This window comes from Mammaliicoccus sciuri, from assembly GCF_025561425.1.
Classification (GTDB): Bacteria; Bacillota; Bacilli; order Staphylococcales; family Staphylococcaceae; genus Mammaliicoccus; species Mammaliicoccus sciuri_A.
The window spans coordinates 1,362,142-1,384,750 of sequence record NZ_CP094824.1; the positions used below are offsets into that span (position 1 = coordinate 1,362,142).

Below are 22,609 nucleotides of genomic sequence, written 5' to 3' on the forward strand. Positions count from 1 at the left end.
GGAATAATTCTTATGAGTAAAGTAATAGGTATAGACTTAGGTACAACAAATTCAGTAGTTTCAGTATTAGAAGGTGGAGAACCTAAAGTAATCCAAAATCCAGAAGGTAACAGAACAACACCATCAGTTGTTGCATTTAAAGATGGTGAAACACAAGTTGGTGAAGTTGCTAAACGTCAAGCAGTAACTAATCCAAATACAATTCAATCAGTTAAACGTCATATGGGTACTGATTATAAAGAAAAAGTTGAAGATAAAGAATATACACCACAAGAAATCTCAGCTATGATTTTACAAAACTTAAAATCAACTGCTGAAAGTTATTTAGGTGAAAAAGTAACTAAAGCTGTTATTACAGTTCCAGCATATTTCAATGACTCAGAACGTCAAGCAACTAAAGATGCTGGTAGAATCGCTGGTTTAGAAGTTGAACGTATTATTAACGAACCAACTGCAGCAGCATTAGCTTACGGTTTAGATAAAACTGAAACAGATCAAAAAGTTTTAGTATTTGACCTTGGTGGTGGTACTTTCGACGTATCTATCCTTGAATTAGGTGACGGTGTATTCGAAGTATTAGCAACTGCAGGTGACAATAAACTTGGTGGTGACGATTTCGATGACGTTATCATTAAATATTTAGTTGAAGAATTCAAAAAAGAAAATGGCATAGATTTATCACAAGATAAAATGGCATTACAACGTCTTAAAGATGCTGCTGAAAAAGCTAAAAAAGACTTATCAGGCGTATCTTCTACTCAAATTTCATTACCATTCATCTCTGGTGGCGCAAATGGTCCATTACACTTAGAAACAACACTTTCAAGAGCTAAATTTGAATCATTAACAAGCGATTTAGTAGAAAGAACAATGGGTCCAACTCGCCAAGCAATGAAAGATGCAGGATTATCTAATTCTGATATCGATGAAGTTATCTTAGTTGGTGGTTCAACTCGTATCCCAGCTGTTCAAGAAGCAATCAAAAAAGAAATCGGTAAAGAACCTAACAAAGGTGTTAACCCAGATGAAGTAGTAGCAATGGGTGCTGCAATTCAAGGTGGCGTAATCACTGGTGATGTTAAAGATGTAGTATTACTTGACGTTACACCATTATCATTAGGTATCGAAACTATGGGTGGCGTATCTACAGTATTAATCGAAAGAAATACAACAATTCCAACATCTAAATCTCAAGTATTCTCTACTGCAGCTGACAACCAACCAGCAGTTGATATTCACGTATTACAAGGTGAACGTCAATTAGCAGCTGATAACAAAACGCTTGGTAGATTCCAATTAACGGATATTCCACCAGCTCCACGTGGTGTGCCACAAATCGAAGTATCATTTGATATTGATAAAAACGGTATCGTTAATGTAACAGCTAAAGATTTAGGTACAAACAAAGAACAAAAAATTACGATTGAATCAAGCTCATCATTATCAGATGAAGAAATCGACCGTATGGTTCAAGATGCAGAGAAAAATGCTGAAGCAGACAAAAAACGTCGTGAAGAAATCGATTTAAGAAATGAAGCAGACCAAATGGTATTTACTGTTGAAAAAACTTTAACTGATCTTGGCGATAACGTTGATGAAAGCGAAAAAGCTAAAGCTGAAGAAGCTAAAGAAGAATTGAAAAAAGCACTTGAAGGTACTGATATAGAAGATATCAGAACTAAAAAAGATGCACTTCAAGAAATCGTACAACAATTATCTGTTAAAATGTATGAACAAGCTGCACAAGCACAACAAGGTGCTGAAGGCGCTGAAGGCCAATCTACTTCAAACGATGATGACGTAGTTGATGCTGAATTTACAGAAGTCAACGAAGACGATAAAAAATAATACTAATCATTAAAAAGTCAAAGTCAATGTGATTGGCTTTGACTTTTTTAATTCATATACGTATTATAAATCAGTGTGTAAAGGAGAGATTACATTGGCAAAAAGAGACTATTATGAAGTACTTGGCGTATCCAAAGATGCTTCTAAAGATGAAATAAAAAAAGCTTATCGTAAATTATCAAAAAAGTACCATCCTGATATCAATCAAGAAGAAGGCGCTGACGCAAAGTTTAAAGAAATTTCAGAAGCATATGAAGTGCTAAGTGATGAAAATAAACGTGCGCAATACGACAGATTCGGTCATAGTGGTCCGCAACAAGGATTCGGTGGATCACAAGGATTTGGAGGACAAGACTTCTCTGGATTCGGTGGCTTTGAAGATATATTCGGTTCATTCTTTGGTGGCGGTGGCGCTAGAAGAGATCCTAACGCTCCAAGACAAGGTGATGATTTACAATATAGCATGACATTAACATTTGAAGAAGCTGTATTTGGTACTGAAAAAGATATTACAGTTCGTAAAGATGTAGAGTGTGATACATGTCATGGTAATGGTGCTAAACCTGGCACTAAGAAAAAAACTTGTACGTACTGTAACGGGCAAGGTCATGTAACAGTTGAACAAAATACTATTCTAGGTAGAATGCAAACACAAAAAGTTTGTCCTGAATGTGAAGGTTCTGGACAAGTATTTGAAGAAAAATGTTCAGATTGTCATGGTAAAGGTACTCAAAATAAAAAAGTTACAATCAAAGTAAAAGTACCTGAAGGTGTAGATAACGACCAACAAATTCGCTTAGCTGGTAAAGGTGGTCCAGGTATAAATGGTGGACCTGCAGGCGATTTATATGTTGTATTCAGAGTGAAACCACACAGTAAATTTAGACGTGATGGAGATAATATCTTCTATGATCTAAATCTATCATTCCCTCAAGCAGCACTTGGTGATGAAATTACTGTTCCTACGTTGACTGGTAATGTATCATTAACCGTTCCAGCAGGTACACAAACTGGTAAACAATTTAGATTGAGAGAAAAAGGTGTACAAAACGTTCACGGTTACGGTAAAGGTGATTACTTCGTAACTGTAAAAGTTGTAACACCAGATAAAATGACTGAAAGACAAGAAGAACTATTACGTGAGTTTGCTGAAATAGGTGGAGAAACAATTACAGAACAACCATCTAGCTTTAAAGACAGAGCCAAAAAGTTTTTTAAAGGAGAATAGCCTGTGAATTGGATTGAGTATTCTATCATGATAAATAGCGAAGCAGAACCAGAAGTTACAGCATTGTTAAATGAATTAGGTGCAAATGGTGTCGTAATTGAAGATTCAGCAGAATTAGAGAAAGAACATACAGATGTATACGGTGAGATTTATGAATTAAATCCCGCAGATTATCCTGACCATGATATTAGGGTTAAATGTTATTTTAATGAATTAGTATTTACGGATCAATTAGAACAAGAAATTCAAGAAACGCTTGCAAATGTAAATGGCATCCAGTCAGAAATTTTATCGTTTGAGAAGACGATTATTAAAGAATCAGATTGGGAAAATGAATGGAAAAATTATTTCCATCCGTTTAAAGCTTCTGAAAGATTTGCGATTGTTCCAAGTTGGGAACAAGAAGGATATCAAAATGACGAAGGTGATCTTTGCATCAAACTAGATCCAGGTATGGCTTTTGGTACAGGTGACCACCCAACAACAAGTATGTGTTTAAGACATATAGAAGAGGTTGTACAGCCTCAACATAAAGTGATTGATGTTGGTACTGGTTCAGGTATTCTGAGCATAGCTTGTCATTTACTAGGGGTAAACGACATAAAAGCGGTGGATTTAGATGATTTAGCAATTAAAGTTGCTAAAGAAAACTTTGAAATCAATGATTATGAAAAAGATATCGTCGCAGATACTGGCAATTTACTTACTGAAGAAACAGAACAATATGACGTGATCATTGCAAATATATTAGCGCATATAATTGATTTAATGATAGAAGATAGTTTTGAAAGATTAAACGATAATGGCTACTTTATTACTTCAGGCATTATTGAAGAAAAATCCGATGAAATAATTGAAAAACTACAAAATACTGGTTATACTATCGAAAAAGTACTACGTGAAGATGGTTGGGTTTCAATACGAGCTAGAAAGTAGGAGAAATGATGCAAAGATATTTCTTACAAGAAAACGCTGAGTTAAATCAGCGTTTTTTTATACATAATACAGATGATATACATCATATTAAAAATGTGATGCGCAAAAGTATCGATCAAGAAATTATATTAACTTTTGAAGATCAAAAGTCGTTAATTTCAAAAATCATTGCTTTTCATGACGATAGCATTGAGTTAGAAACGATAGAAGACATTACAAGACAAACGGAACTACCTGTTGATATAACGATTGCGAGTGGGCTTATTAAAGGCGATAAATATGAATGGTTGCTTCAAAAAGCAACTGAAATGGGTGCGCATCATTTTATTGCTGTTCAATCCGAAAGGTCTATTGTTAAATTAGACGAGAAAAAAATATCTAAAAAATTAGATAGATGGCAAAAAATTGTTAAAGAAGCTAGTGAACAAAGTATGAGACTTACAATACCAAGTATAAAGTATAAGTCGAATTTTAAATCAATTTATGATAATATGAATGAATATGATTATGTAATAATAGCTTATGAAGAAGAAGCTAAAAGTGGGGGAACAAGCAAATTTCATCAAATTGGTTCTAACCTTAAACATGGACAAAAGGTTTTAATGATATTTGGACCAGAAGGTGGATTAACTGAAAATGAAGTTAATCTTTATGATGATGCTATTAAGGTGAGTTTAGGACCTAGAATTTTAAGAGCTGAAACCGCTCCATTGTATGCTTTAGCTGCTTTAAGCTATCAATTAGAATTAATGAGGTGAATAAAATTGGCTACAGTAGCGTTCCATACGTTAGGTTGTAAAGTAAACCATTATGAAACTGAAGCAATTTGGCAATTATTTAAGGAAAATGAATACGAAAGAGTGGATTTTGAAACGAATGCTGACGTCTTTATCATCAATACTTGTACTGTAACAAATACAGGCGACAAGAAGAGTAGACAAGTGATTAGAAGAGCAATACGTAAAAATCCAGATGCAGTTGTTTGTGTAACAGGTTGTTATGCTCAAACATCTCCTGCTGAAATTATGGCAATTCCGGGCGTTGATATTGTTGTAGGTACTCAAGATAGACATAAACTTATTTCTTATATTGAGGACTATAAACAAAGTAGACAACCTATTAATGGTGTCGGTAATATTATGAAAAACAGAAAGTATGAAGAATTAGAAGTTCCATACTTTACTGACAGAACACGTGCATCATTAAAAATTCAAGAAGGCTGTAATAATTTCTGTACTTTCTGTATCATTCCATGGGCAAGAGGGTTAATGAGATCGAGAGATCCTGAACAAGTTGTAAGCCAAGCAACAACACTTGTAAACTCAGGATATAAAGAAATTGTTTTAACAGGTATTCATACAGGTGGATATGGTGAAGATTTAAAAGATTATAACTTAGCGCAATTATTAAGAGATTTAGAACAAGTTGAAAATCTTGAAAGAATTCGTATTTCATCTATAGAGGCGAGTCAACTTACTGATGAAGTTATTGATGTTATCGACAAATCAACTAAAGTTGTAAGACATCTTCATATACCATTACAATCAGGTTCTGATACTGTATTGAAACGTATGAGAAGAAAATATACAATGGCACACTTCTCAGAAAGATTACAAAAATTGCATAAAGCTTTACCGGGTTTAGCTGTTACAAGTGACGTAATTGTTGGATTCCCTGGTGAAACTGAAGAAGAATTCCAAGAAACATATGACTTCATTGTTAAACATCAATTTTCTGAACTACACGTGTTCCCTTATTCTATGAGAACAGGAACACCAGCAGCTAGAATGACAGATCAAATTGATGAAGAAGTGAAAAATGAACGCGTACATCGTTTAATTGAATTATCAAATCAATTAGCTAAAGATTATGCTTCTAAATTTGATCAAACTGTTTTAGAAGTAATACCTGAAGAAAAAGGTTCAACTGATGGTAAACTAGTCGGATATGCAGATAATTACATGAAGATTGAATTTGAAGGCGATGAATCACTAATTGGAGAATTAGTGAAAGTGAAAGTTGTCACACCAGGTTATCCTATCAATAAAGGTAAACTTGTAAAAGTTGTGGATCATGCAACAAATAAAGACGAAAGATTAGTTGCATATTAATATTCATAACAAATGATTATTGACTTAAAAAATGACTTATTTTATAATGTTTAAGTACATAGTAATATATACTATGTAAATGACATATAAAGCTTTGTTGATATTTGGAGGGAGGGAAATACAGATGTCTAAAACAGTAGTTCGTAAAAACGAATCAATCGAAGATGCATTACGTCGCTTCAAACGTACAGTTTCAAAAAGCGGTACGATTCAAGAAGTGCGTAAACGTGAGTTCTATGAAAAACCAAGCGTTAAGCGTAAGAAGAAATCAGAAGCAGCACGTAAACGTAAATTTAAATAATTAATTTTTTATTGAACTCCCTCAATGAATATTAATTAATTATAATGAACAATATTTAACGTTGAACGTCATAAAGAACACATAAACGATATCGTTTATGTGTTCTTTTATTTATTTGAAAAACAATTAAGTTTATAAATTTAGAATATTATGTATATACGTTTTAGTTCACGCCTATTTTATTGTATAATAAATATGAGGGGTGAGATTATTGACATCAGGGTATGAATACATATTTGCTTATTTTCAGAACAACATGAATTTAGGTATTGTTTCAAGTCAAAGTATGTCGTCTATTGGTGAGTTTATTACTTCTCCTTTGGTCACATTGATACTGACTTGTATTATTTTTCTAGGTGCACTATATCAATTATATTCAGAACGTATTAATTTTGCGGGAATTTTAAGCTTTATTTGTACACTTATCTTTTTCATCGGCTACGTTTTAATTGATGAAATAAGTTTGATTTCTGTTTTACTTTTTGGGATCGGTGCATTATTAGTAATAATTGAATTATTTGTTATAGGAGCAGTACTAGGTATCCTTGGTTTTATTGCCATTATTGGTAGTTTTGTATTAGTTGGAGAAAATATCTTAACTATGGGTATGATTATTGCTGTAGCATTAATTCTAACAACGATAGAGTGGGTGATATTAGTGAAAGGATTTAATCGTAAAATACCATTCTTTGATAAAGTCATTCTTAGAGATTCTACAAATAAAGAATCTGGCTATACATCTCATGATGATAGAAGTCATTTGATTGGCAAACTATGTACAACATACACTGCATTGAGACCCTCAGGAATTATACTTGTTGATGACGAAAGAATAGATGCTGTTTCAGATGGAAGTTTTATTCAGAAGGATAAGCAAGTTAAAATTGTACAGGTTGAAGGTACAAGAGTTGTCGTAAGAGAAATTTAATTTAGACAAGGAGAGAAATGCATATGTTATCAGGTTTAATTGCTTTTGTAATTATTGCTGTCATATTAATCGTACTACTTATGATTTTATTCTCATTTGTACCAGTAGGATTATGGATTTCAGCTATTGCAGCAGGCGTAAAAGTAGGTATTGGTACTTTAGTTGGTATGCGTTTAAGACGTGTATCACCTAGACGTGTTATTAACCCATTAATTAAAGCGCACAAAGCTGGTTTAGCATTAACAACGAATCAGTTAGAATCTCATTATCTTGCAGGAGGTAATGTTGATAGAGTAGTTGATGCAATTATTGCGGCGCAAAGAGCAGAAATCAACTTAGTATTCGAAAGAGGGGCAGCGATTGATTTAGCTGGTCGTGACGTTTTAGAAGCAGTTCAAATGTCCGTTAACCCTAAAGTAATTGAAACACCATTTATTTCAGGTGTTGCGATGAATGGTATCGAAGTAAAAGCAAAAGCTAGAATTACAGTTAGAGCAAACATTGATCGATTAGTCGGTGGTGCTGGTGAAGATACAATCATCGCACGTGTTGGTGAAGGTATTGTATCAACAATTGGTTCAAGTCAACATCACACTAAAGTACTTGAGAATCCAGATAGTATTTCACAAACAGTATTAAGTAAAGGTTTAGATTCAGGTACAGCATTTGAAATTCTATCAATTGATATTGCCGATGTAGATATCGGTAAAAACATTGGTGCAGACTTGCAAACTGAACAAGCACTTGCTGATAAAAATATTGCGCAAGCTAAAGCCGAAGAACGTCGTGCAATGGCCGTTGCTACTGAGCAAGAAATGAAAGCAAGAGTACAAGAAATGCGTTCTAAAGTTGTTGAATCAGAAGCAGAAGTACCACTTGCAATGGCAGAAGCACTTAAATCAGGCAATTTAGGTGTTAAAGACTACTATAATTTAAAAAATATAGAAGCTGACACTGGCATGAGAGAAGCAATCAATAAGAGTACAAAGCCACAAGATTCTAATTCACCGAACCAATAAGAGAGGTGATTTAAAATGGAAATAGGCATTATCATCTTTGTTATTTGGGTTATTTTTAGTGTCGTGAGTGGTATAATCGAAGGCACTTCTAAAAATAAAAAGAAAAATAAGCAACCTCAAACAAGACAAAGATCAAATCCAGTAAATAGACAAGCTGAAGATAAGAAAAAATCTGCTGAGCAAGAATTAAAAGAGTTAGTTAATAAGTATGAAACTTATAAACAAAAAGCAGAAACAAGTTCAACTGAACGAATGTCTGGCCATTATAAAAACTTAGCAGATCAACTTGCAAATCATCTTAAACAATATAATATAGATGTTGAAAAAACTGTTGTTCAATCACATAAAGTAGAACAACAACCAGAGCAAACTTCTAAAGAGCATGAGAATGCTTATATCAATCAGAGAAAAGAACAAACTTATAAAAACAGACCTAAAAAACAACAAGAAGCAATCAAACAGCTATTGGCATATAGCCAAGAAGAAAAAAAGTCTTTAATGAATGTACAGCATGAAAGTATAGCTGATGTTGAAAAAGAAGCAGAGCAAATTATCAACAACACGCAACTTTCAGAAAGAACGAGAAGAGCGATGGTTAAACAACTCTATTTAAACAGTAAACATAAGTTTAACGATGAAGCAATCAATGTTGATGAAAACCAAGTCGTAAATGGTATCATTTGGTCAGAAATTTTAAAAAGACCAAATGAATTAAAATAACGAACCTTTAAACAGAACCTAATTAATTTTAGGTTCTGTTTTTTATTCACAAAAATACCATTTAGACTTACAATAAAGGTAGGATTCAAGAGGGCGTGATGAAAATGGTATTTAAGAAAAAGCAGAGTGTATTATCTATTATCATTTCGATTTTATTATTATTCATTGCTTTTATACCGCTTTTTATTAGTAATAAGTATTTAATAGTCATTACTTTTATTCTCGTTTTTCTTATAATTTTAAACATTCTTTTTGAGAGATACACAATAAAAGAGCATTTTTTATCCATAAGAAGAGGATTATTCAAAATTCGTTATAATATCTTTGATATCGATCAAATTAATATGACTAAATCCATAGAAGGTAACAGCATGTTAGAAATTGTTTCAAAAGGTGAATTGGTCGAAAAAGTGAGTCCAATTGAAGAACGTGAGTTTATTATTACATTAATTCGCATTAATCCAAAAATTAAATTAAATAATAGCAATAGATTACATGAATATGAAAAAGTTAGAAACCTCATTATTGCACGTGAAAAACTAAATAATATACAAAATAAAGTGCATAAGATTGCACGTTACAATAAGGTTTGGTACATTTAAAGTGTCAACAATTCAACTTACAAAGGAGATATTTAATGCCTACATTAATTCAAATCGAGAATATGGATCAAGCTCAAGCTCTATTGGGTAATGGGGACGAGCACATAAAGTATATTGAAAATGAACTCGAGGTGGATATATTAACACGTGGACAAGAAATTGCTGTCCGTGGTAAACGTATAGAAAATGTTGAAAAAGCTGAAAAAGTATTATTGAACTTACTAAAAGTAATCGAGAGTGGTGCGAGTATAACGATTAATGATGTCCAAGCAGCGGTTAAAATGGCTGATAAAGGAACAATCGATCAACTGATTAATTTATATGATGAAGAAATCACTAAAGATAGTAATGGTAAAATAATAAGAGCTAAAACAATGGGTCAAAGAGTATATATCAATAATATAAAGAACAATGACTTAGTATTCGGCATAGGTCCAGCAGGTACAGGGAAGACCTTCTTAGCTGTTGTAATGGCTGCAAGGGCATTACGTCTAGGACAAGTGAAACGTATCGTATTAACGCGTCCGGCAGTTGAAGCGGGTGAATCATTAGGTTTCTTACCAGGTGATTTAAAAGAAAAAGTAGACCCTTATTTAAGACCTTTATATGATGGGCTTCATACCGTGTTAGGAACTGAGCAAACTTCACGCTTAATTGAGCGAGGCACGATTGAAATTGCACCTCTTGCTTATATGAGAGGTCGAACATTAGATGATGCGTTTGTAATTCTTGATGAAGCACAAAATACAACACACCCACAGATGAAGATGTTCTTAACAAGGTTAGGTTTCGGTTCAAAAATGGTTGTAACAGGTGACCGTTCACAAATCGATTTACCTAAAGGTGTGAAAAGTGGATTAATTGAAGCTGATCAACGATTAAGTGGTGTAAAAGGGATAGCAATGACTTACTTAGAACAAACAGACGTTGTGAGACACCCATTGGTAGGTAAAATAATAAACGCATACGAAGAGGAGAAATAATATGCTAACAATGGATTTTATAGATGAGCAACAAGTAATTGATGAAGATACAAAAAATCAAATTGAATCATTGCTCACTTTTGCTGCTAAAAAGGAAAATATTACTGAAGAAGCAGAACTTTCAATTTCATTTGTCGATGAAGAAGAGATTCAAGCTATCAATCGTGATTATCGCGATAAAGATAAAGTAACAGATGTTATTTCATTTTCATTAGAAGAAGATGAACCTGAAATAGAAGGCATAGATATGCCTAGAGTGTTAGGTGATATTATCATCTGTCTTGAAGTTGCTAAAGAGCAAGCTGAGTCTTATAATCATAGCTTGAGTAGAGAATTAGGATTTTTAGCATTACATGGATTTTTACATTTACTAGGTTATGATCATATGACTGAAGAAGCTGAAAAAGAAATGTTTTCTCGACAAGATGAAATATTAAATGAATTTGGATTAACACGTGAATAAATTTGTAAATCGCTTTAAATTTCCTTTAGCAGGTTTAGTGACCATTCTCAAAAAAGATAAAAACTTTTTATTACATCTTATATTCGCTGTACTTGTATTGATTGTTAGTTTAATATTAAATCTCAATACATTTGAATGGTTATGGATTTTATTTGCAATATTTAGCGTACTCATTGTTGAGATTCTCAATACTTCCATAGAGTATGTAGTAGATATGTTTACGGACGAATATAACTTACTTGCTAAACATGCTAAAGATACAGCCGCTTTAGCCGTTTTATTAACATCAATAATGGCTGCAATAATCGGGATAATGATATTTTTACCAAAAATAATATAAACATATAGGGGGAAATGGTATGGAATTCAAACAAGAGTGGTATGAAGGCGCAAGAGAAGCACAAAAGAGAGCATATACACCATATTCTAAATTTAACGTTGGTGCATATTTAGTTACAAAAGATGGTAAAGCTTATTATGGTGCTAACATTGAAAATGCAGCTTACCCATCAACAATTTGTGCTGAGAGATCTGCACTCGTTGCAGCAATGTCAGATGGGTATAGACCGGGAGACTTCAAATGTATTACAGTTACAGTAGATGCTGATAAACCATCATCTCCATGTGGCACATGCAGACAAGTGTTAAAAGAGTTATGTGATGATGACATGCCAGTATTTTTAACACATCAAACAAATGAAAGAATTGAAACTACAGTTAATGAATTATTACCTTTAGGTTTCTCAGGAAAGGATCTAGAATAAATGAATGAATTTAAATCAGGGTTTATATCTATTATAGGTAGACCTAATGTTGGTAAATCTACTTTTATGAATAAAGTTATTGGTCATAAAGTAGCGATAATGTCTGATAAAGCACAAACGACTCGAAACAAAGTGCAAGGTGTATTAACAACTGATGATGCTCAAATGATTTTTATTGATACACCAGGTATTCATAAACCTAAACATGCTTTAGGTGACTACATGATGAAAATCGCTAAAAATACTTTGAAAGAAGTAGACTTAATCATGTTTATGGTTAATGTTGATGAAAGTATCGGTAAAGGTGATGAATACATTATCGAATTGTTGAAACAAACGAAGACACCAGTATTTTTAGTGTTAAATAAAATAGATTTAATTCACCCTGATCAACTTTTAGTTGAAATTGAAAAGTATCAAAAAACAATGGATTTTGCAGAAATTATTCCAATTTCAGCATTAGAAGGGTTAAACATTGAGACACTACTAGAACAATTTAAAAAGTACCTTGAAGAAGGCCCAATGTATTATCCTAAAGACCAAATTTCTGACCACCCAGAACAATTTGTTGTAGCTGAGTTGATAAGAGAAAAAGCATTACACCTTACGAATCAAGAAATTCCGCATGCTATCGGTGTGAACGTCGATAAAATGACAAAAGCAGAAGGTGAGAAAGTCCAAGTAGAAGCAACAATTTATGTTGAAAGAGACTCTCAAAAAGGTATTGTCATTGGTAAAGGCGGTAAAATGCTTAAAGAAATAGGTAAACGTGCAAGAAGAGATATTGAAATGCTACTTGGCTCAAAAGTATACTTGGATTTATGGGTTAAAGTACAAAAAGATTGGCGTAATAAACCTAATTTCATTAAACAAATTGGTTATAGAGAAGACGAGTATTAAGTATAATGGAGGCGATGATATAATGCTTTATAAACAAGAAGGATTTGTCATTCGCTCTGTAGATTATGGTGAAAACAATAAAATCATCACAATATTAAATGAACACGGTCATAAAGTTCCATTAATGGCGCGTGGTGCTAAAAAAACAAGTCATCCACTACAAGGTGCTACTCAGCCCTTTGTACATGGCTTGTTTATTTTTTCGAAGTTTAAAGGAATGGGCACATTATCATCAGCTGATATAATTAACAGTCATAGAACGATGCAATCCGATATTTTTAAAAGTGCATATGGTGCATATTGTATAGAAGTTGTAGATAAGGCGTTAGAAGCGGAAGAACATGATGTATTCTTTTATGAATTATTGTTAGGTGTATTCCAAGCAGTAGAAAGAGGCGTTGATGCAGATACGATGAGCATGATTGTCGCGTTGAAATGTATGCCTAAATATGGTTATGAACCAACTTTCAATGCGTGCGTCGTAACAGGAGATATGAATCAACAGCAACTAAATGCCTATAGTTTCAAATATAACGGACCACTTAGCAATCAAGCATTAATACATGATGAACATGCATATCGAATATCTAATAGAGCATTATATTTTATGAATCTCATGTATCAATTGCCGATTAAACATTTAAACAGCTTTAAAATAAACGAACAAGTCAAAAAAGAAATACAAACATTAATCGATAACATGTATGACGAATACGTTGGTGTAGTATTTAGAACCAAAAAATTACTCAACCAACTCGAAAACTTGAAAATGTAAAAGTCTTATGTGAAGTGTTTCGTAATGCCTTCTTAACAACTTAATCATAAAAAAACAGAGCAAAACTTAATTTATAAGTTTTGCTCTGTTTTTTGTTTAGTATTAGAATCTAATTTTTTCAGCTAAGAAGTTTTCAACTTCATCAATTGGCATACGTACTTGTTCCATTGTATCTCTATCACGTACTGTAACTTGGTTGTCTTCTAATGAATCGAAGTCAAATGTGATACAGTATGGTGTACCAATTTCATCTTGTCTACGGTAACGTTTACCGATTGATTGTGACTCATCAAAGTCGATTGCAAATTTTTCACTTAATTTTTCATATACTTTAATAGCATCTGGTGAAAGTTTTTTGCTTAATGGTAAGATTGCTGCTTTATATGGTGCTAAAGCAGGGTGGAAATGCAATACTGTACGTTGATCTTTCTCACCTTCATTTTCTTCTTCGTATGCATCACATAAGAATGCTAATGTTACACGGTCAGCTCCTAATGATGGTTCGATACAGTAAGGGATGAATTTTTCATTTGTTTCTTGATCATGATATTTGAAGTCTTCACCACTAAATTCACTATGTTGTTTTAAGTCGTAATCTGTTCTTGAAGCGATACCCCAAAGTTCTCCCCAACCAAATGGGAATTTGTATTCGATATCTGTTGTTGCATTAGAGTAGTGACTTAATTCATCTTCGTCATGGTCACGTAATTTTGTATTTTCTTCTTTAATACCTAAATCTTTTAACCATTTAGCAGCGAAGTCTTTCCAGTAATTTTGCCATTCAATTTCAGTACCAGGTTTACAGAAGAATTCAAGTTCCATTTGTTCGAATTCTCTTGTTCTGAAGATGAAGTTACCAGGTGTAATTTCGTTTCTGAATGATTTACCAACTTGCGCAATACCGAATGGTAATTTTTTACGCATAGAACGTTGAACGTTTTTATAGTTTACGAAAATACCTTGTGCAGTTTCAGGACGTAAGAAAATTTCGTTAGTTGAAGATTCAGTAACACCTTGGAATGTTTTGAACATTAAGTTGAATTGACGAATGTCTGTCCAGTTTGCTGTGCCACTTTCAGGACAAGTGATACCTTTATCATCAATTAATTGTTTCATTTCATCAAAGCTCATACCGTCAGCGATAAAGTTCTCATCACCTTCAACATTATGCATGTAATCTTCAATTAACTTATCTGCTCTGTAACGAATTTTAGAATCTTTGTTGTCTATCATTGGATCGTTAAAGTTTGATAAGTGACCTGAAGCTTCCCAAGTTCTTGGGTTCATTAAAATAGCTGCATCTAGTCCAACGTTGTATGGAGATTGTTGAACAAACTTTTGCCACCATGCTTTTTTGATGTTATTTTTTAGTTCGACACCAAGTGGACCATAGTCCCAAGTGTTTGCTAAACCACCATAAATTTCACTACCAGGGAATACAAACCCTCTATGTTTTGCTAATGTTACTACCTTATCCATATCTTTTGCCATAAAAATTCACTCCTCAATTAAATTAAAAAAGCCCCAAGACATCATCAAATAATGCCTTGGGACGAGTATATTACCCGCGGTTCCACCCAAATTAGTGTAGCCACTCACTTTTTATAAAATTTTGTAAGCCAAAACTTTAATGTTAAGCTTTCACCATCCTTAACTCGCTTTTATTTCAAAGTTAATTAAAATATAGCACGGTATGGGAGAATTATCAAGTGAAAACAGATATTCAAATTGAGCAATATTTGTGTTACATGTTATAATTAATCTATCTGAATTGTGTTCGAAGGGGTGAGAGCAATCGAATTAAATCAAAGACAAGAACAAATTGTACAAATTGTTAAGAACAATGGACCCATTACAGGTGAAAAAATAGCTGAACGATTAAATTTAACAAGAGCAACTTTAAGACCAGATTTAGCAATTTTAACAATGGCAGGTTATCTCGATGCAAGACCTAGAGTAGGATATTTTTATACAGGGAAATCAAGTACACAATTGTTAAGTGATTCAATTAAAAAAATGACCGTAAAAGAATCGATGGCGATTCCAGTCGTAATAGAAGAAAGTATTTCTGTATATGAAGCAATATGTAAGATGTTTTTAGAAGATGTCGGCACATTATTTGTCATAAATAAAGAAGGCAATTTAATCGGCGTATGTTCAAGAAAAGATTTACTGAGAGCTGCAATAGGTGGTCAAAGTTTAAAAGATACACCGGTTAGTATTAATATGAGCAGAATGCCAAACATAACAGTATGTTTAGAAGATGATTTATTGATTTATGCAGCAAAATTATTAATTGATAAACAAATAGATGCAATACCTGTTGTCAAAAAACTTAAAGGCGACAAAATGAAAGTTAAAGGCAGAATTACAAAAACAACGATCACAAGAGCATTTGTTTCACTTATTGAAGATGAGTAGGAGGAGTTAGTTAAATGGAAGAGATAAGAATAATTATAGCATCCGATTCAGTAGGAGAAACGGCAGAGCTTGTTACGAAAGCATGTACGTCTCAATATAAGACAGAAGGAAATGCTTTAGATATTGTAAGATTACCGTATATAGAGAATGAAAGTAATATTAATGAAGTCGTATCATTAGCATTAGAACAAAAATCAATAGTCGTTTATACATTGGTTAAACCTGAAATGCGCTTATACTTAAAAGAAAAATTAGAAGAAAATAATATACAAAATGTAGACATTATGGGTCCATTGATGAGCATATTAAGTAATGAACTTAATGAAGCCCCACTTAATGAGCCAGGCAATATTCATAAATTAGATGAAGATTATTTCAAGAAAATAGAAGCAATTGAATTTGCGGTTAAATATGATGATGGTAGAGATCCACGAGGCTTACCAAAAGCTGATATTGTTCTTATAGGTGTATCTAGAACTTCAAAAACACCATTGTCGCAATACTTAGCACATAAACGATATAAAGTAATGAATGTACCATTAGTGCCTGAAGTTGCACCACCAGAAGGATTATTTGAAATAGATCCGAAGAAATGTATCGCTTTAAAAATTAATCAAAAAAACCTTAATGCGATTAGAAGAGCAAGATTAATTCAATTAGGTTTAAGTGATGATGCTAATTATGCGAAAGATGACAGAATCGAAGAAGAATTAAGATACTTCGAAGAAATTGTTGAAAAAATTTGTTGTCCTGTACTAGATGTTTCTGACAAGGCAATAGAAGAAACAGCAAATGATATTATTAAAATCATTACACAACAAAACCGTTAAAGGGTGACAGGATGCGTATAGAACAAGATTTAATAAATGAAATACGTGAGAAGAATGACATATTAGATGTCGTAAGTGAATATGTGAAACTAGAAAAAAGAGGACGTAATTATATAGGATTATGTCCTTTCCATGATGAAAAGACACCGTCGTTTTCAGTATCTGAAGATAAACAAATTTGTCATTGCTTTGGTTGTAAGAAAGGCGGCAATGTTTTTCAATTTATTCAAGAAATTAAAGGAATATCTTTTGTCGATGCAGTAAGAGAACTTGGTGATAAAGTAGATATTCATATTGAAAAGCAAGAAACAGCACCAACTGAAGGTATTGTGGATGATCATATCAAAATGATTGAAATGCATGAATTAATGGCAAATAACTACCATTATATATTGAAGCATACTGAAGAAGGCGAAGCAGCTTTAAACTATTTGAAATCAAGAGGCTTTACGGAAGAATTGATTAATGATAGAAAAATTGGATATGCACCAAACCATTCGAAGTTCACGCATGACTTTTTAGAGAAAAATGGTTATGATGCTGTACTTGCATATGAAGCAGGTTTGTTAAGCCGAAATGATGAAACGTTTGATTACTTTGATCGATTCAGAGATAGAATCATATTTCCATTGTTGAATTTCCAAGGTAAGACAGTTGGTTTTTCTGGTCGAACGTATACTGATCAATCGCCGAAATATTTAAATAGTCCAGAAACACCTATATTCCAAAAAAGAAAAATGTTATACAACATTGATCGCGCAAGGAAATTTATACGACAAAATGATGAAGTCATTTTGTTAGAAGGATTTATGGATGTTATAAAGTCGTTTGAAGCGGATATTAAACAAGTTGTGGCAACAATGGGTACGGCATTATCTAGAGAACACGTTACGGTGGTCAAAAAACTGGCATCTAATGTAACTTTACTGTATGATGGAGATTTCGCAGGTAAAGAAGCTGCCATAAATGTTGGTAAAGACTTATTAAATGAAGGATTAAATGTCTTTGTTGTCAATTTACCAAAAACGATGGACCCTGATGATTATATTACAGAATACGGAAGTGATGCTTTCAAATCATTTGTTGAAGGGCAAAAACAATCCTATGTTGCATTTAAAGCGCAACAATTATATTATGCCAACGAAAATAATGATTTAAAACATGAACAACATATTGAAGAATTGATTCATGACATCAATCTGATTCAATCGGAATTTTTAAGAAAAAAAGTATTGCAACAAGTAGCAGATTTGTATAAAGTAGATGTTAACAGTCTAAAAAATCGACTTCCGCCTAATATTGTTCAAAATTATACCGATTATAATAATTTCGTTCCTGAGATGAAGGAAAAAAAACTTGATAAAGTCGGTAGAGCAGAGCAAGCGTTGTTAAAACATTTTATGAATCATAAACAGCTATTTTTAGAATATCATTCTAGGATTAATCAAGAAGACTTCACTTCATTGAATAATAGAGTGATTTTTTCACGTTTAAATGGGTATTATAAGAATAACGATGTTTTTAACATAAGTGATTTTTCAAGTTACATTGAAGAACATCAAATCATTGAAACAGTTATGTATCTAGATTCATTGCTAATCAATGATGAACCAGAGACAGAAGAAATCGAAGACTACATTAGGATTATCAGTCCTAACGAACACAAAGAAAATTCCATAGAATATTTGAATCAACAATTGAATAAAGCAATGCAAGCAGGCGATATCGCTCTGCAAAGGCAATATTTAGAACAAATTGTACAATATAATCGGAATAGAATGTAAGAGTTAATAACCCGGGAGGCCTATTCATGTCTGATAAAGAATTAAACAAAATTAATAGCGCTAATAATGAAGAAGTGCTTACAATTGAACAAGTTAAGCACCAATTAATTGAACAAGGTAAAAAAGCAGGACATTTGAGTCACGAAGAAATTGCGGATAAATTGCAAAACTTCGAAATGGATCCAGATCAAATGGATGATTTCTTTGATTTAATTAATGAGAATGAAATCAATCTTATTAATGAAAAAGATTCAAGTGATACAAATGACAAACTAAATTTAAATGACTTAAGTGCTCCTCCAGGTGTTAAAATAAACGACCCAGTAAGAATGTACTTAAAAGAAATAGGACGTGTCAATTTATTAACTGCCCAAGAAGAAATCGAATTAGCTAAACGCATCGAGCAAGGTGATGAAATTGCGAAATCACGTCTTGCTGAAGCGAACTTAAGACTTGTTGTAAGTATCGCTAAACGTTATGTAGGTAGAGGTATGTTATTCCTTGACCTTATTCAAGAAGGTAATATGGGTCTAATCAAAGCCGTAGAAAAATTCGACTTTAACAAAGGTTTCAAATTCTCAACATATGCAACATGGTGGATTCGTCAAGCAATTACTAGAGCGATTGCTGACCAAGCACGTACAATCCGTATCCCAGTTCATATGGTTGAAACGATCAATAAATTGATTCGTGTTCAACGTCAATTATTACAAGATTTAGGTAGAGATCCATCTCCTGAAGAAATTGGTGAAGAAATGGATTTACCACCAGAAAAAGTTCGTGAAATTCTGAAAATTGCTCAAGAACCAGTGTCATTAGAAACGCCTATTGGTGAAGAAGATGACAGTCACTTAGGCGACTTTATTGAAGACCAAGATGCACAAAGTCCATCTGATCACGCTGCATATGAATTACTTAAAGAGCAATTAGAAGATGTATTAGATACATTAACTGACAGAGAAGAAAATGTATTAAGATTAAGATTTGGTCTTGATGATGGTAGAACAAGAACTCTTGAAGAAGTTGGTAAAGTATTTGGTGTTACAAGAGAACGTATTCGTCAAATTGAAGCGAAGGCATTGCGCAAGTTAAGACATCCATCAAGAAGTAAGCGTTTGAAAGATTTTATGGATTAAACATGAAAAGTTTATATTAATCCCAAAAAGCCTTTGACAATGCCTTGTTTTAATATAAAATATAATTGTATGAAGGTTTAACAAAAGGGAGGTTGTATGAATGAATCGTAATCCTGTTATCCCGTTTATTCTGATTTTACTACTCGGAGTAGGATTAATATTCTTCATGTCAGCACATGGTGCTAACAAAGAGGAAGAAAAAGAAGGCGGTGGCGGTGCTAAAACTGAAAAGTTTGATGCAGCTACATTCGCTAAGGACAATTGTACAAGTTGTCATGGACAAAATCTTGAAGGTGGAATGGGACCTAAATTAGCTGGAAGCAAAAAAGGTGCCGATGAAATGAAAAAAATCATTCGTAATGGTAAAGGTTCAATGCCTGCACATGACGAAGCTACTATTTCAAATAAAGATTTAGACACACTTGTCAAGTACTTAAAAGATGGCGCTAAATAACACAAAAAAATCTTTTGCTATTGCAAAAGATTTTTTTAATGAAAGGGAAAAATAATGATCCAAATAAATAAACGTTTAATGAAGGTAAGTGAATATTTAAATCATCATAAATTAGCAGATATCGGTTCCGATCATGCATATTTACCTATATACGCAATTCAAAATGGATTAATTAAAGAAGCGATTGCTGGAGAAGTTGTCAAAGGACCTTTTCTTGCTGCTCAAAAGAATACTAAATTATATGGTATGAACGACCTTATTGAAGTTAAACTGGGTGACGGTTTAGAAGTAGTAGACGAGACGATTGATGCGATTACAATTTGTGGCATGGGTGGTCCATTAATTGCACAAATTATTGAAGAAGGAAAGCATAAGTTAACAGGGCATCCTGATTTAATTTTACAAGCTAATATTCATGCGTTGCCAATTAGAAAAGTATTACAAAGCATTGGTTATCAAATCGTTGATGAACAACTCATAAAAGATAAAAAACATATATATGAAATCATAGTGGCTAAAAAAGGTGAGATGGACCTAAATGAATTAGAATTAAAATTTGGTCCTAAATTATTAGCCAATAAAAATGATTTATTCCATGAAAAATGGCAAAGAGAATTAGAATCGCTTAATAAAATTAGTAAACAATTAGAATATCACGAAGATAAAAATAGGTATAATGAAATTAATCAACAAATACTTCAAATAAAAGAGGTGCTTTAATGATTATTCAAGAGCTATTACAAGAAATTGATAAACAAGTCCCATTTTCTACGAGTGAATCTTGGGATAATGTTGGTTTATTAATTGGTTCAGAAAAAAGTGAAGTGAACGGTGTATTAACAACATTAGATTGTACGTTAGAAGTTGTAGAAGAAGCCATTCAAAACAATATCAATACGATCATTGCACATCATCCACTTATTTTTAAAGGTGTTAAAAATATTACGGATAAAAGCTATGGTCCTATTATTCGTAAATTGATTCAGCATGACATCAATTTGATTGCACTCCATACAAATCTTGATGTACATCCTAAAGGTGTTAGTTACATGATTGGGCAACAAATAGGATTAGATAATATGAAAGTATTGGAAGAACAACAAGAGTCCTATTATAAAGTACAAATATTCTTACCTGATAAAGATGTTGAAGCTATGAAAGCTGCATTTAATGACCATCATTTAGCTCAAACAGAAGAATACAGCGAAGTATTTTTCCAGTCTCAAGGTAAAGGACAATTTAAACCGAGTGCATCAGCAAATCCACATCTTGGACAAGCTGATAAGACTGAGACTGTTTATGAAACGAAACTAGAATTAATGGTTGATGAGAAAGATTTAGCACTTGCTAAAGAACTGATTATTCAAACACACCCATATGAAGAACCTGTTTATGATTTCATCAAAATGTCTAGAACATCTTCTGTAGGCTTAGGAATTATCGGAGAATTAAATGAAACGCAATCAGTAAATGAATTTGTGCAAAACTATAAACAAAAGCTCGCTATTCCAGCAGTTAGATTTATAGGAGACCAATCAACGCAAATTAAACGCGTCGCAATTGTTGGTGGTGCTGGTATTGAATATGCAAATTTAGCTAAAGCACAACAAGCTGATTTATTTATTACTGGAGACGTTAAACATCACGAAGCATTAGATGCACTAATGGACGGTATAAACGTCTTAGATGTTAATCATTATAGTGAGTATGTTATGAAAGAAGGATTAAAGTCATTATTAGAAGAATGGACAAATGGAACGATTAAAGTGTTAACATCTTCTATTAATACAGATCCTTATCAATATATGATGTGAACCCAAATATTTGAACTAAACAAATCAAAATATTGGGGTGCATTCTAATGAGGAAAAAATATGAATTTAAATTCAAACTAAAACTTGTAAAAGAATATTTAGAAGGACATCAAAGTTATAGAACAATTGCTTTAAAATATGGTATTTCAAGTTGGTCTGTCCTTCGGATTTGGGTCAATCAATATAAAGAGTTTGGAGAAGAAGGTTTAGAAATAAAAAGTAGAAATACTGTTTATACTAGCGAATTTAAATTATCTGTTTTAAAATTTAGACAAGAAAATATGTTGTCTTATCAAGATACTGCGAATCACTTTAGAATTATTAATCCTATTATCATTGCCAATTGGCAACATCAATTTGATGAAAAGTGTCGTCTTGATATAGATAATAAACAAAAGGGACGATCTCACACTATGACTAAAAAACGATCTAAATCAGATAATAAAAATTTACCTTTAAATGAAAATGAACGTGAAGAACTTGAAAGACTTAGAAATGAAAATGAGACGTTAAAGGCAGGTATAGCTTATCAAAAAAAGTTACAAGCCTTGACCGACATTTACGGAAGCAAAAATCAGAAATAGTAAAGGTC

At 32.8% G+C, this 22,609-nt stretch carries 25 protein-coding genes; 24 read left to right on the forward strand and 1 reads right to left on the reverse strand.

All coding sequences use genetic code 11. The annotated features are described in order from the left end of the window. Positions 1-12: 12 nt before the first annotated feature. From dnaK to recO, 16 genes are all read left to right on the forward strand, one after another. Entirely contained in the window at positions 13-1,848 is a 1,836-nt protein-coding gene (dnaK, locus tag MUA60_RS07055; RefSeq protein WP_262650423.1) for a molecular chaperone DnaK, read from the forward strand. 94 nt (positions 1,849-1,942) lie between these two features. Continuing rightward, on the forward strand, positions 1,943-3,076 hold the full coding sequence (dnaJ, locus tag MUA60_RS07060; protein ID WP_025904208.1) for a molecular chaperone DnaJ: 1,134 nt from the start codon (positions 1,943-1,945) through the stop codon (positions 3,074-3,076). 3 nt (positions 3,077-3,079) lie between these two features. Next, positions 3,080-4,012, forward strand: a complete 933-nt coding sequence (gene prmA, locus MUA60_RS07065) for a 50S ribosomal protein L11 methyltransferase (protein WP_262650425.1) — start codon at positions 3,080-3,082, stop codon at positions 4,010-4,012. An 8-nt stretch (positions 4,013-4,020) separates the two neighbouring features. Continuing rightward, positions 4,021-4,770: a 16S rRNA (uracil(1498)-N(3))-methyltransferase gene (locus tag MUA60_RS07070; RefSeq protein ID WP_107577765.1), complete on the forward strand. Its 750-nt coding sequence runs from the start codon at positions 4,021-4,023 to the stop codon at positions 4,768-4,770. Between the two features lie 6 nt (positions 4,771-4,776). Continuing rightward, positions 4,777-6,123: a tRNA (N(6)-L-threonylcarbamoyladenosine(37)-C(2))-methylthiotransferase MtaB gene (gene mtaB / locus MUA60_RS07075; RefSeq protein ID WP_262650427.1), complete on the forward strand. Its 1,347-nt coding sequence runs from the start codon at positions 4,777-4,779 to the stop codon at positions 6,121-6,123. A 124-nt stretch (positions 6,124-6,247) separates the two neighbouring features. Next, a complete protein-coding gene (gene rpsU / locus MUA60_RS07080) occupies positions 6,248-6,424 on the forward strand; it encodes a 30S ribosomal protein S21 (RefSeq protein ID WP_016998564.1) in 177 nt (58 codons plus the stop codon). Between the two features lie 256 nt (positions 6,425-6,680). After that, the gene (locus MUA60_RS07085) at positions 6,681-7,352 is read left to right on the forward strand and encodes an NfeD family protein (protein WP_262650597.1); all 672 of its coding nucleotides are present in this window, start codon (positions 6,681-6,683) and stop codon (positions 7,350-7,352) included. Positions 7,353-7,375: 23 nt separating this feature from the next. Continuing rightward, complete coding sequence (gene floA, locus MUA60_RS07090; protein ID WP_025904203.1) at positions 7,376-8,371, forward strand: flotillin-like protein FloA; 996 nt, start codon at positions 7,376-7,378, stop codon at positions 8,369-8,371. 15 nt (positions 8,372-8,386) lie between these two features. Further along, a complete protein-coding gene (locus MUA60_RS07095; RefSeq protein WP_262650429.1) occupies positions 8,387-9,091 on the forward strand; it encodes a hypothetical protein in 705 nt (234 codons plus the stop codon). A gap of 98 nt (positions 9,092-9,189) precedes the next feature. Then, positions 9,190-9,693, forward strand: coding sequence for a PH domain-containing protein (locus MUA60_RS07100; protein ID WP_262650431.1), 504 nt, complete (start codon positions 9,190-9,192; stop codon positions 9,691-9,693). A 35-nt stretch (positions 9,694-9,728) separates the two neighbouring features. Continuing rightward, a complete protein-coding gene (locus tag MUA60_RS07105; protein ID WP_262650433.1) occupies positions 9,729-10,676 on the forward strand; it encodes a PhoH family protein in 948 nt (315 codons plus the stop codon). 1 nt (position 10,677) lies between these two features. Further along, positions 10,678-11,139, forward strand: a complete 462-nt coding sequence (gene ybeY / locus MUA60_RS07110) for an rRNA maturation RNase YbeY (RefSeq protein ID WP_262650434.1) — start codon at positions 10,678-10,680, stop codon at positions 11,137-11,139. Beyond that, complete coding sequence (locus tag MUA60_RS07115) at positions 11,132-11,479, forward strand: diacylglycerol kinase family protein (RefSeq protein ID WP_243522209.1); 348 nt, start codon at positions 11,132-11,134, stop codon at positions 11,477-11,479. Before ybeY ends, MUA60_RS07115 begins: the two co-directional genes overlap by 8 nt. Before the next feature lie 19 nt (positions 11,480-11,498). Further along, the gene (gene cdd, locus MUA60_RS07120) at positions 11,499-11,903 is read left to right on the forward strand and encodes a cytidine deaminase (RefSeq protein WP_025904197.1); all 405 of its coding nucleotides are present in this window, start codon (positions 11,499-11,501) and stop codon (positions 11,901-11,903) included. Next, positions 11,904-12,803 (forward strand): GTPase Era, encoded by a 900-nt coding sequence (gene era, locus MUA60_RS07125; RefSeq protein ID WP_037588330.1) that lies wholly within the window; start codon positions 11,904-11,906, stop codon positions 12,801-12,803. Between the two features lie 22 nt (positions 12,804-12,825). Continuing rightward, the gene (recO, locus tag MUA60_RS07130) at positions 12,826-13,578 is read left to right on the forward strand and encodes a DNA repair protein RecO (protein ID WP_232174158.1); all 753 of its coding nucleotides are present in this window, start codon (positions 12,826-12,828) and stop codon (positions 13,576-13,578) included. 102 nt (positions 13,579-13,680) lie between these two features. On the opposite strand, the gene MUA60_RS07135 is transcribed toward recO, so the two are convergent. Next, on the reverse strand, positions 13,681-15,069 hold the full coding sequence (locus MUA60_RS07135) for a glycine--tRNA ligase (protein ID WP_262650437.1): 1,389 nt from the start codon (positions 15,067-15,069) through the stop codon (positions 13,681-13,683). 294 nt (positions 15,070-15,363) lie between these two features. On the opposite strand from MUA60_RS07135, the gene MUA60_RS07140 reads away from it, so the two are divergent. The 8 genes from MUA60_RS07140 to MUA60_RS07175 all read left to right on the forward strand — a co-directional run bounded on the left by MUA60_RS07140 (position 15,364) and on the right by MUA60_RS07175 (position 22,601). Then, positions 15,364-15,999, forward strand: coding sequence for a transcriptional regulator CcpN (locus tag MUA60_RS07140; protein WP_037588327.1), 636 nt, complete (start codon positions 15,364-15,366; stop codon positions 15,997-15,999). A gap of 14 nt (positions 16,000-16,013) precedes the next feature. Next, on the forward strand, positions 16,014-16,829 hold the full coding sequence (locus MUA60_RS07145) for a pyruvate, water dikinase regulatory protein (RefSeq protein ID WP_262650439.1): 816 nt from the start codon (positions 16,014-16,016) through the stop codon (positions 16,827-16,829). A gap of 11 nt (positions 16,830-16,840) precedes the next feature. Then, on the forward strand, positions 16,841-18,613 hold the full coding sequence (gene dnaG, locus MUA60_RS07150; RefSeq protein ID WP_262650440.1) for a DNA primase: 1,773 nt from the start codon (positions 16,841-16,843) through the stop codon (positions 18,611-18,613). Between the two features lie 26 nt (positions 18,614-18,639). Next, entirely contained in the window at positions 18,640-19,749 is a 1,110-nt protein-coding gene (rpoD, locus tag MUA60_RS07155; protein ID WP_048539697.1) for an RNA polymerase sigma factor RpoD, read from the forward strand. A 100-nt stretch (positions 19,750-19,849) separates the two neighbouring features. Beyond that, complete coding sequence (locus tag MUA60_RS07160) at positions 19,850-20,203, forward strand: c-type cytochrome (RefSeq protein ID WP_048539698.1); 354 nt, start codon at positions 19,850-19,852, stop codon at positions 20,201-20,203. A gap of 54 nt (positions 20,204-20,257) precedes the next feature. After that, positions 20,258-20,923, forward strand: a complete 666-nt coding sequence (locus tag MUA60_RS07165) for a tRNA (adenine(22)-N(1))-methyltransferase (protein WP_262650441.1) — start codon at positions 20,258-20,260, stop codon at positions 20,921-20,923. Further along, positions 20,923-22,017 carry a Nif3-like dinuclear metal center hexameric protein gene (locus MUA60_RS07170; protein WP_262650442.1) on the forward strand — a complete coding sequence of 365 codons (1,095 nt, stop codon included), beginning with the start codon at positions 20,923-20,925 and terminating at the stop codon, positions 22,015-22,017. Before MUA60_RS07165 ends, MUA60_RS07170 begins: the two co-directional genes overlap by 1 nt. A gap of 47 nt (positions 22,018-22,064) precedes the next feature. After that, positions 22,065-22,601: a transposase gene (locus MUA60_RS07175; protein WP_262648361.1), complete on the forward strand. Its 537-nt coding sequence runs from the start codon at positions 22,065-22,067 to the stop codon at positions 22,599-22,601. Positions 22,602-22,609 lie beyond the last annotated feature (8 nt).

Excerpts from the sequence above, each read along its gene's own strand:
- dnaK (WP_262650423.1), top strand. The coding sequence starts at position 13 with ATGAGTAAAGTAATAGGTATAGACTTAGGTACAACAAATTCAGTAGTT.
- MUA60_RS07070 (WP_107577765.1), top strand. The coding sequence starts at position 4,021 with ATGCAAAGATATTTCTTACAAGAAAACGCTGAGTTAAATCAGCGTTTT.
- rpsU (WP_016998564.1), top strand. The coding sequence starts at position 6,248 with ATGTCTAAAACAGTAGTTCGTAAAAACGAATCAATCGAAGATGCATTA.
- MUA60_RS07085 (WP_262650597.1), top strand. The coding sequence starts at position 6,681 with ATGAATTTAGGTATTGTTTCAAGTCAAAGTATGTCGTCTATTGGTGAG.
- floA (WP_025904203.1), top strand. The coding sequence starts at position 7,376 with ATGTTATCAGGTTTAATTGCTTTTGTAATTATTGCTGTCATATTAATC.
- MUA60_RS07095 (WP_262650429.1), top strand. The coding sequence starts at position 8,387 with ATGGAAATAGGCATTATCATCTTTGTTATTTGGGTTATTTTTAGTGTC.
- MUA60_RS07100 (WP_262650431.1), top strand. The coding sequence starts at position 9,190 with ATGAAAATGGTATTTAAGAAAAAGCAGAGTGTATTATCTATTATCATT.
- MUA60_RS07105 (WP_262650433.1), top strand. The coding sequence starts at position 9,729 with ATGCCTACATTAATTCAAATCGAGAATATGGATCAAGCTCAAGCTCTA.
- ybeY (WP_262650434.1), top strand. The coding sequence starts at position 10,678 with ATGCTAACAATGGATTTTATAGATGAGCAACAAGTAATTGATGAAGAT.
- cdd (WP_025904197.1), top strand. The coding sequence starts at position 11,499 with ATGGAATTCAAACAAGAGTGGTATGAAGGCGCAAGAGAAGCACAAAAG.
- era (WP_037588330.1), top strand. The coding sequence starts at position 11,904 with ATGAATGAATTTAAATCAGGGTTTATATCTATTATAGGTAGACCTAAT.
- recO (WP_232174158.1), top strand. The coding sequence starts at position 12,826 with ATGCTTTATAAACAAGAAGGATTTGTCATTCGCTCTGTAGATTATGGT.
- MUA60_RS07135 (WP_262650437.1), bottom strand. The coding sequence starts at position 15,069 with ATGGCAAAAGATATGGATAAGGTAGTAACATTAGCAAAACATAGAGGG.
- MUA60_RS07145 (WP_262650439.1), top strand. The coding sequence starts at position 16,014 with ATGGAAGAGATAAGAATAATTATAGCATCCGATTCAGTAGGAGAAACG.
- dnaG (WP_262650440.1), top strand. The coding sequence starts at position 16,841 with ATGCGTATAGAACAAGATTTAATAAATGAAATACGTGAGAAGAATGAC.
- rpoD (WP_048539697.1), top strand. The coding sequence starts at position 18,640 with ATGTCTGATAAAGAATTAAACAAAATTAATAGCGCTAATAATGAAGAA.
- MUA60_RS07160 (WP_048539698.1), top strand. The coding sequence starts at position 19,850 with ATGAATCGTAATCCTGTTATCCCGTTTATTCTGATTTTACTACTCGGA.
- MUA60_RS07165 (WP_262650441.1), top strand. The coding sequence starts at position 20,258 with ATGATCCAAATAAATAAACGTTTAATGAAGGTAAGTGAATATTTAAAT.
- MUA60_RS07170 (WP_262650442.1), top strand. The coding sequence starts at position 20,923 with ATGATTATTCAAGAGCTATTACAAGAAATTGATAAACAAGTCCCATTT.
- MUA60_RS07175 (WP_262648361.1), top strand. The coding sequence starts at position 22,065 with ATGAGGAAAAAATATGAATTTAAATTCAAACTAAAACTTGTAAAAGAA.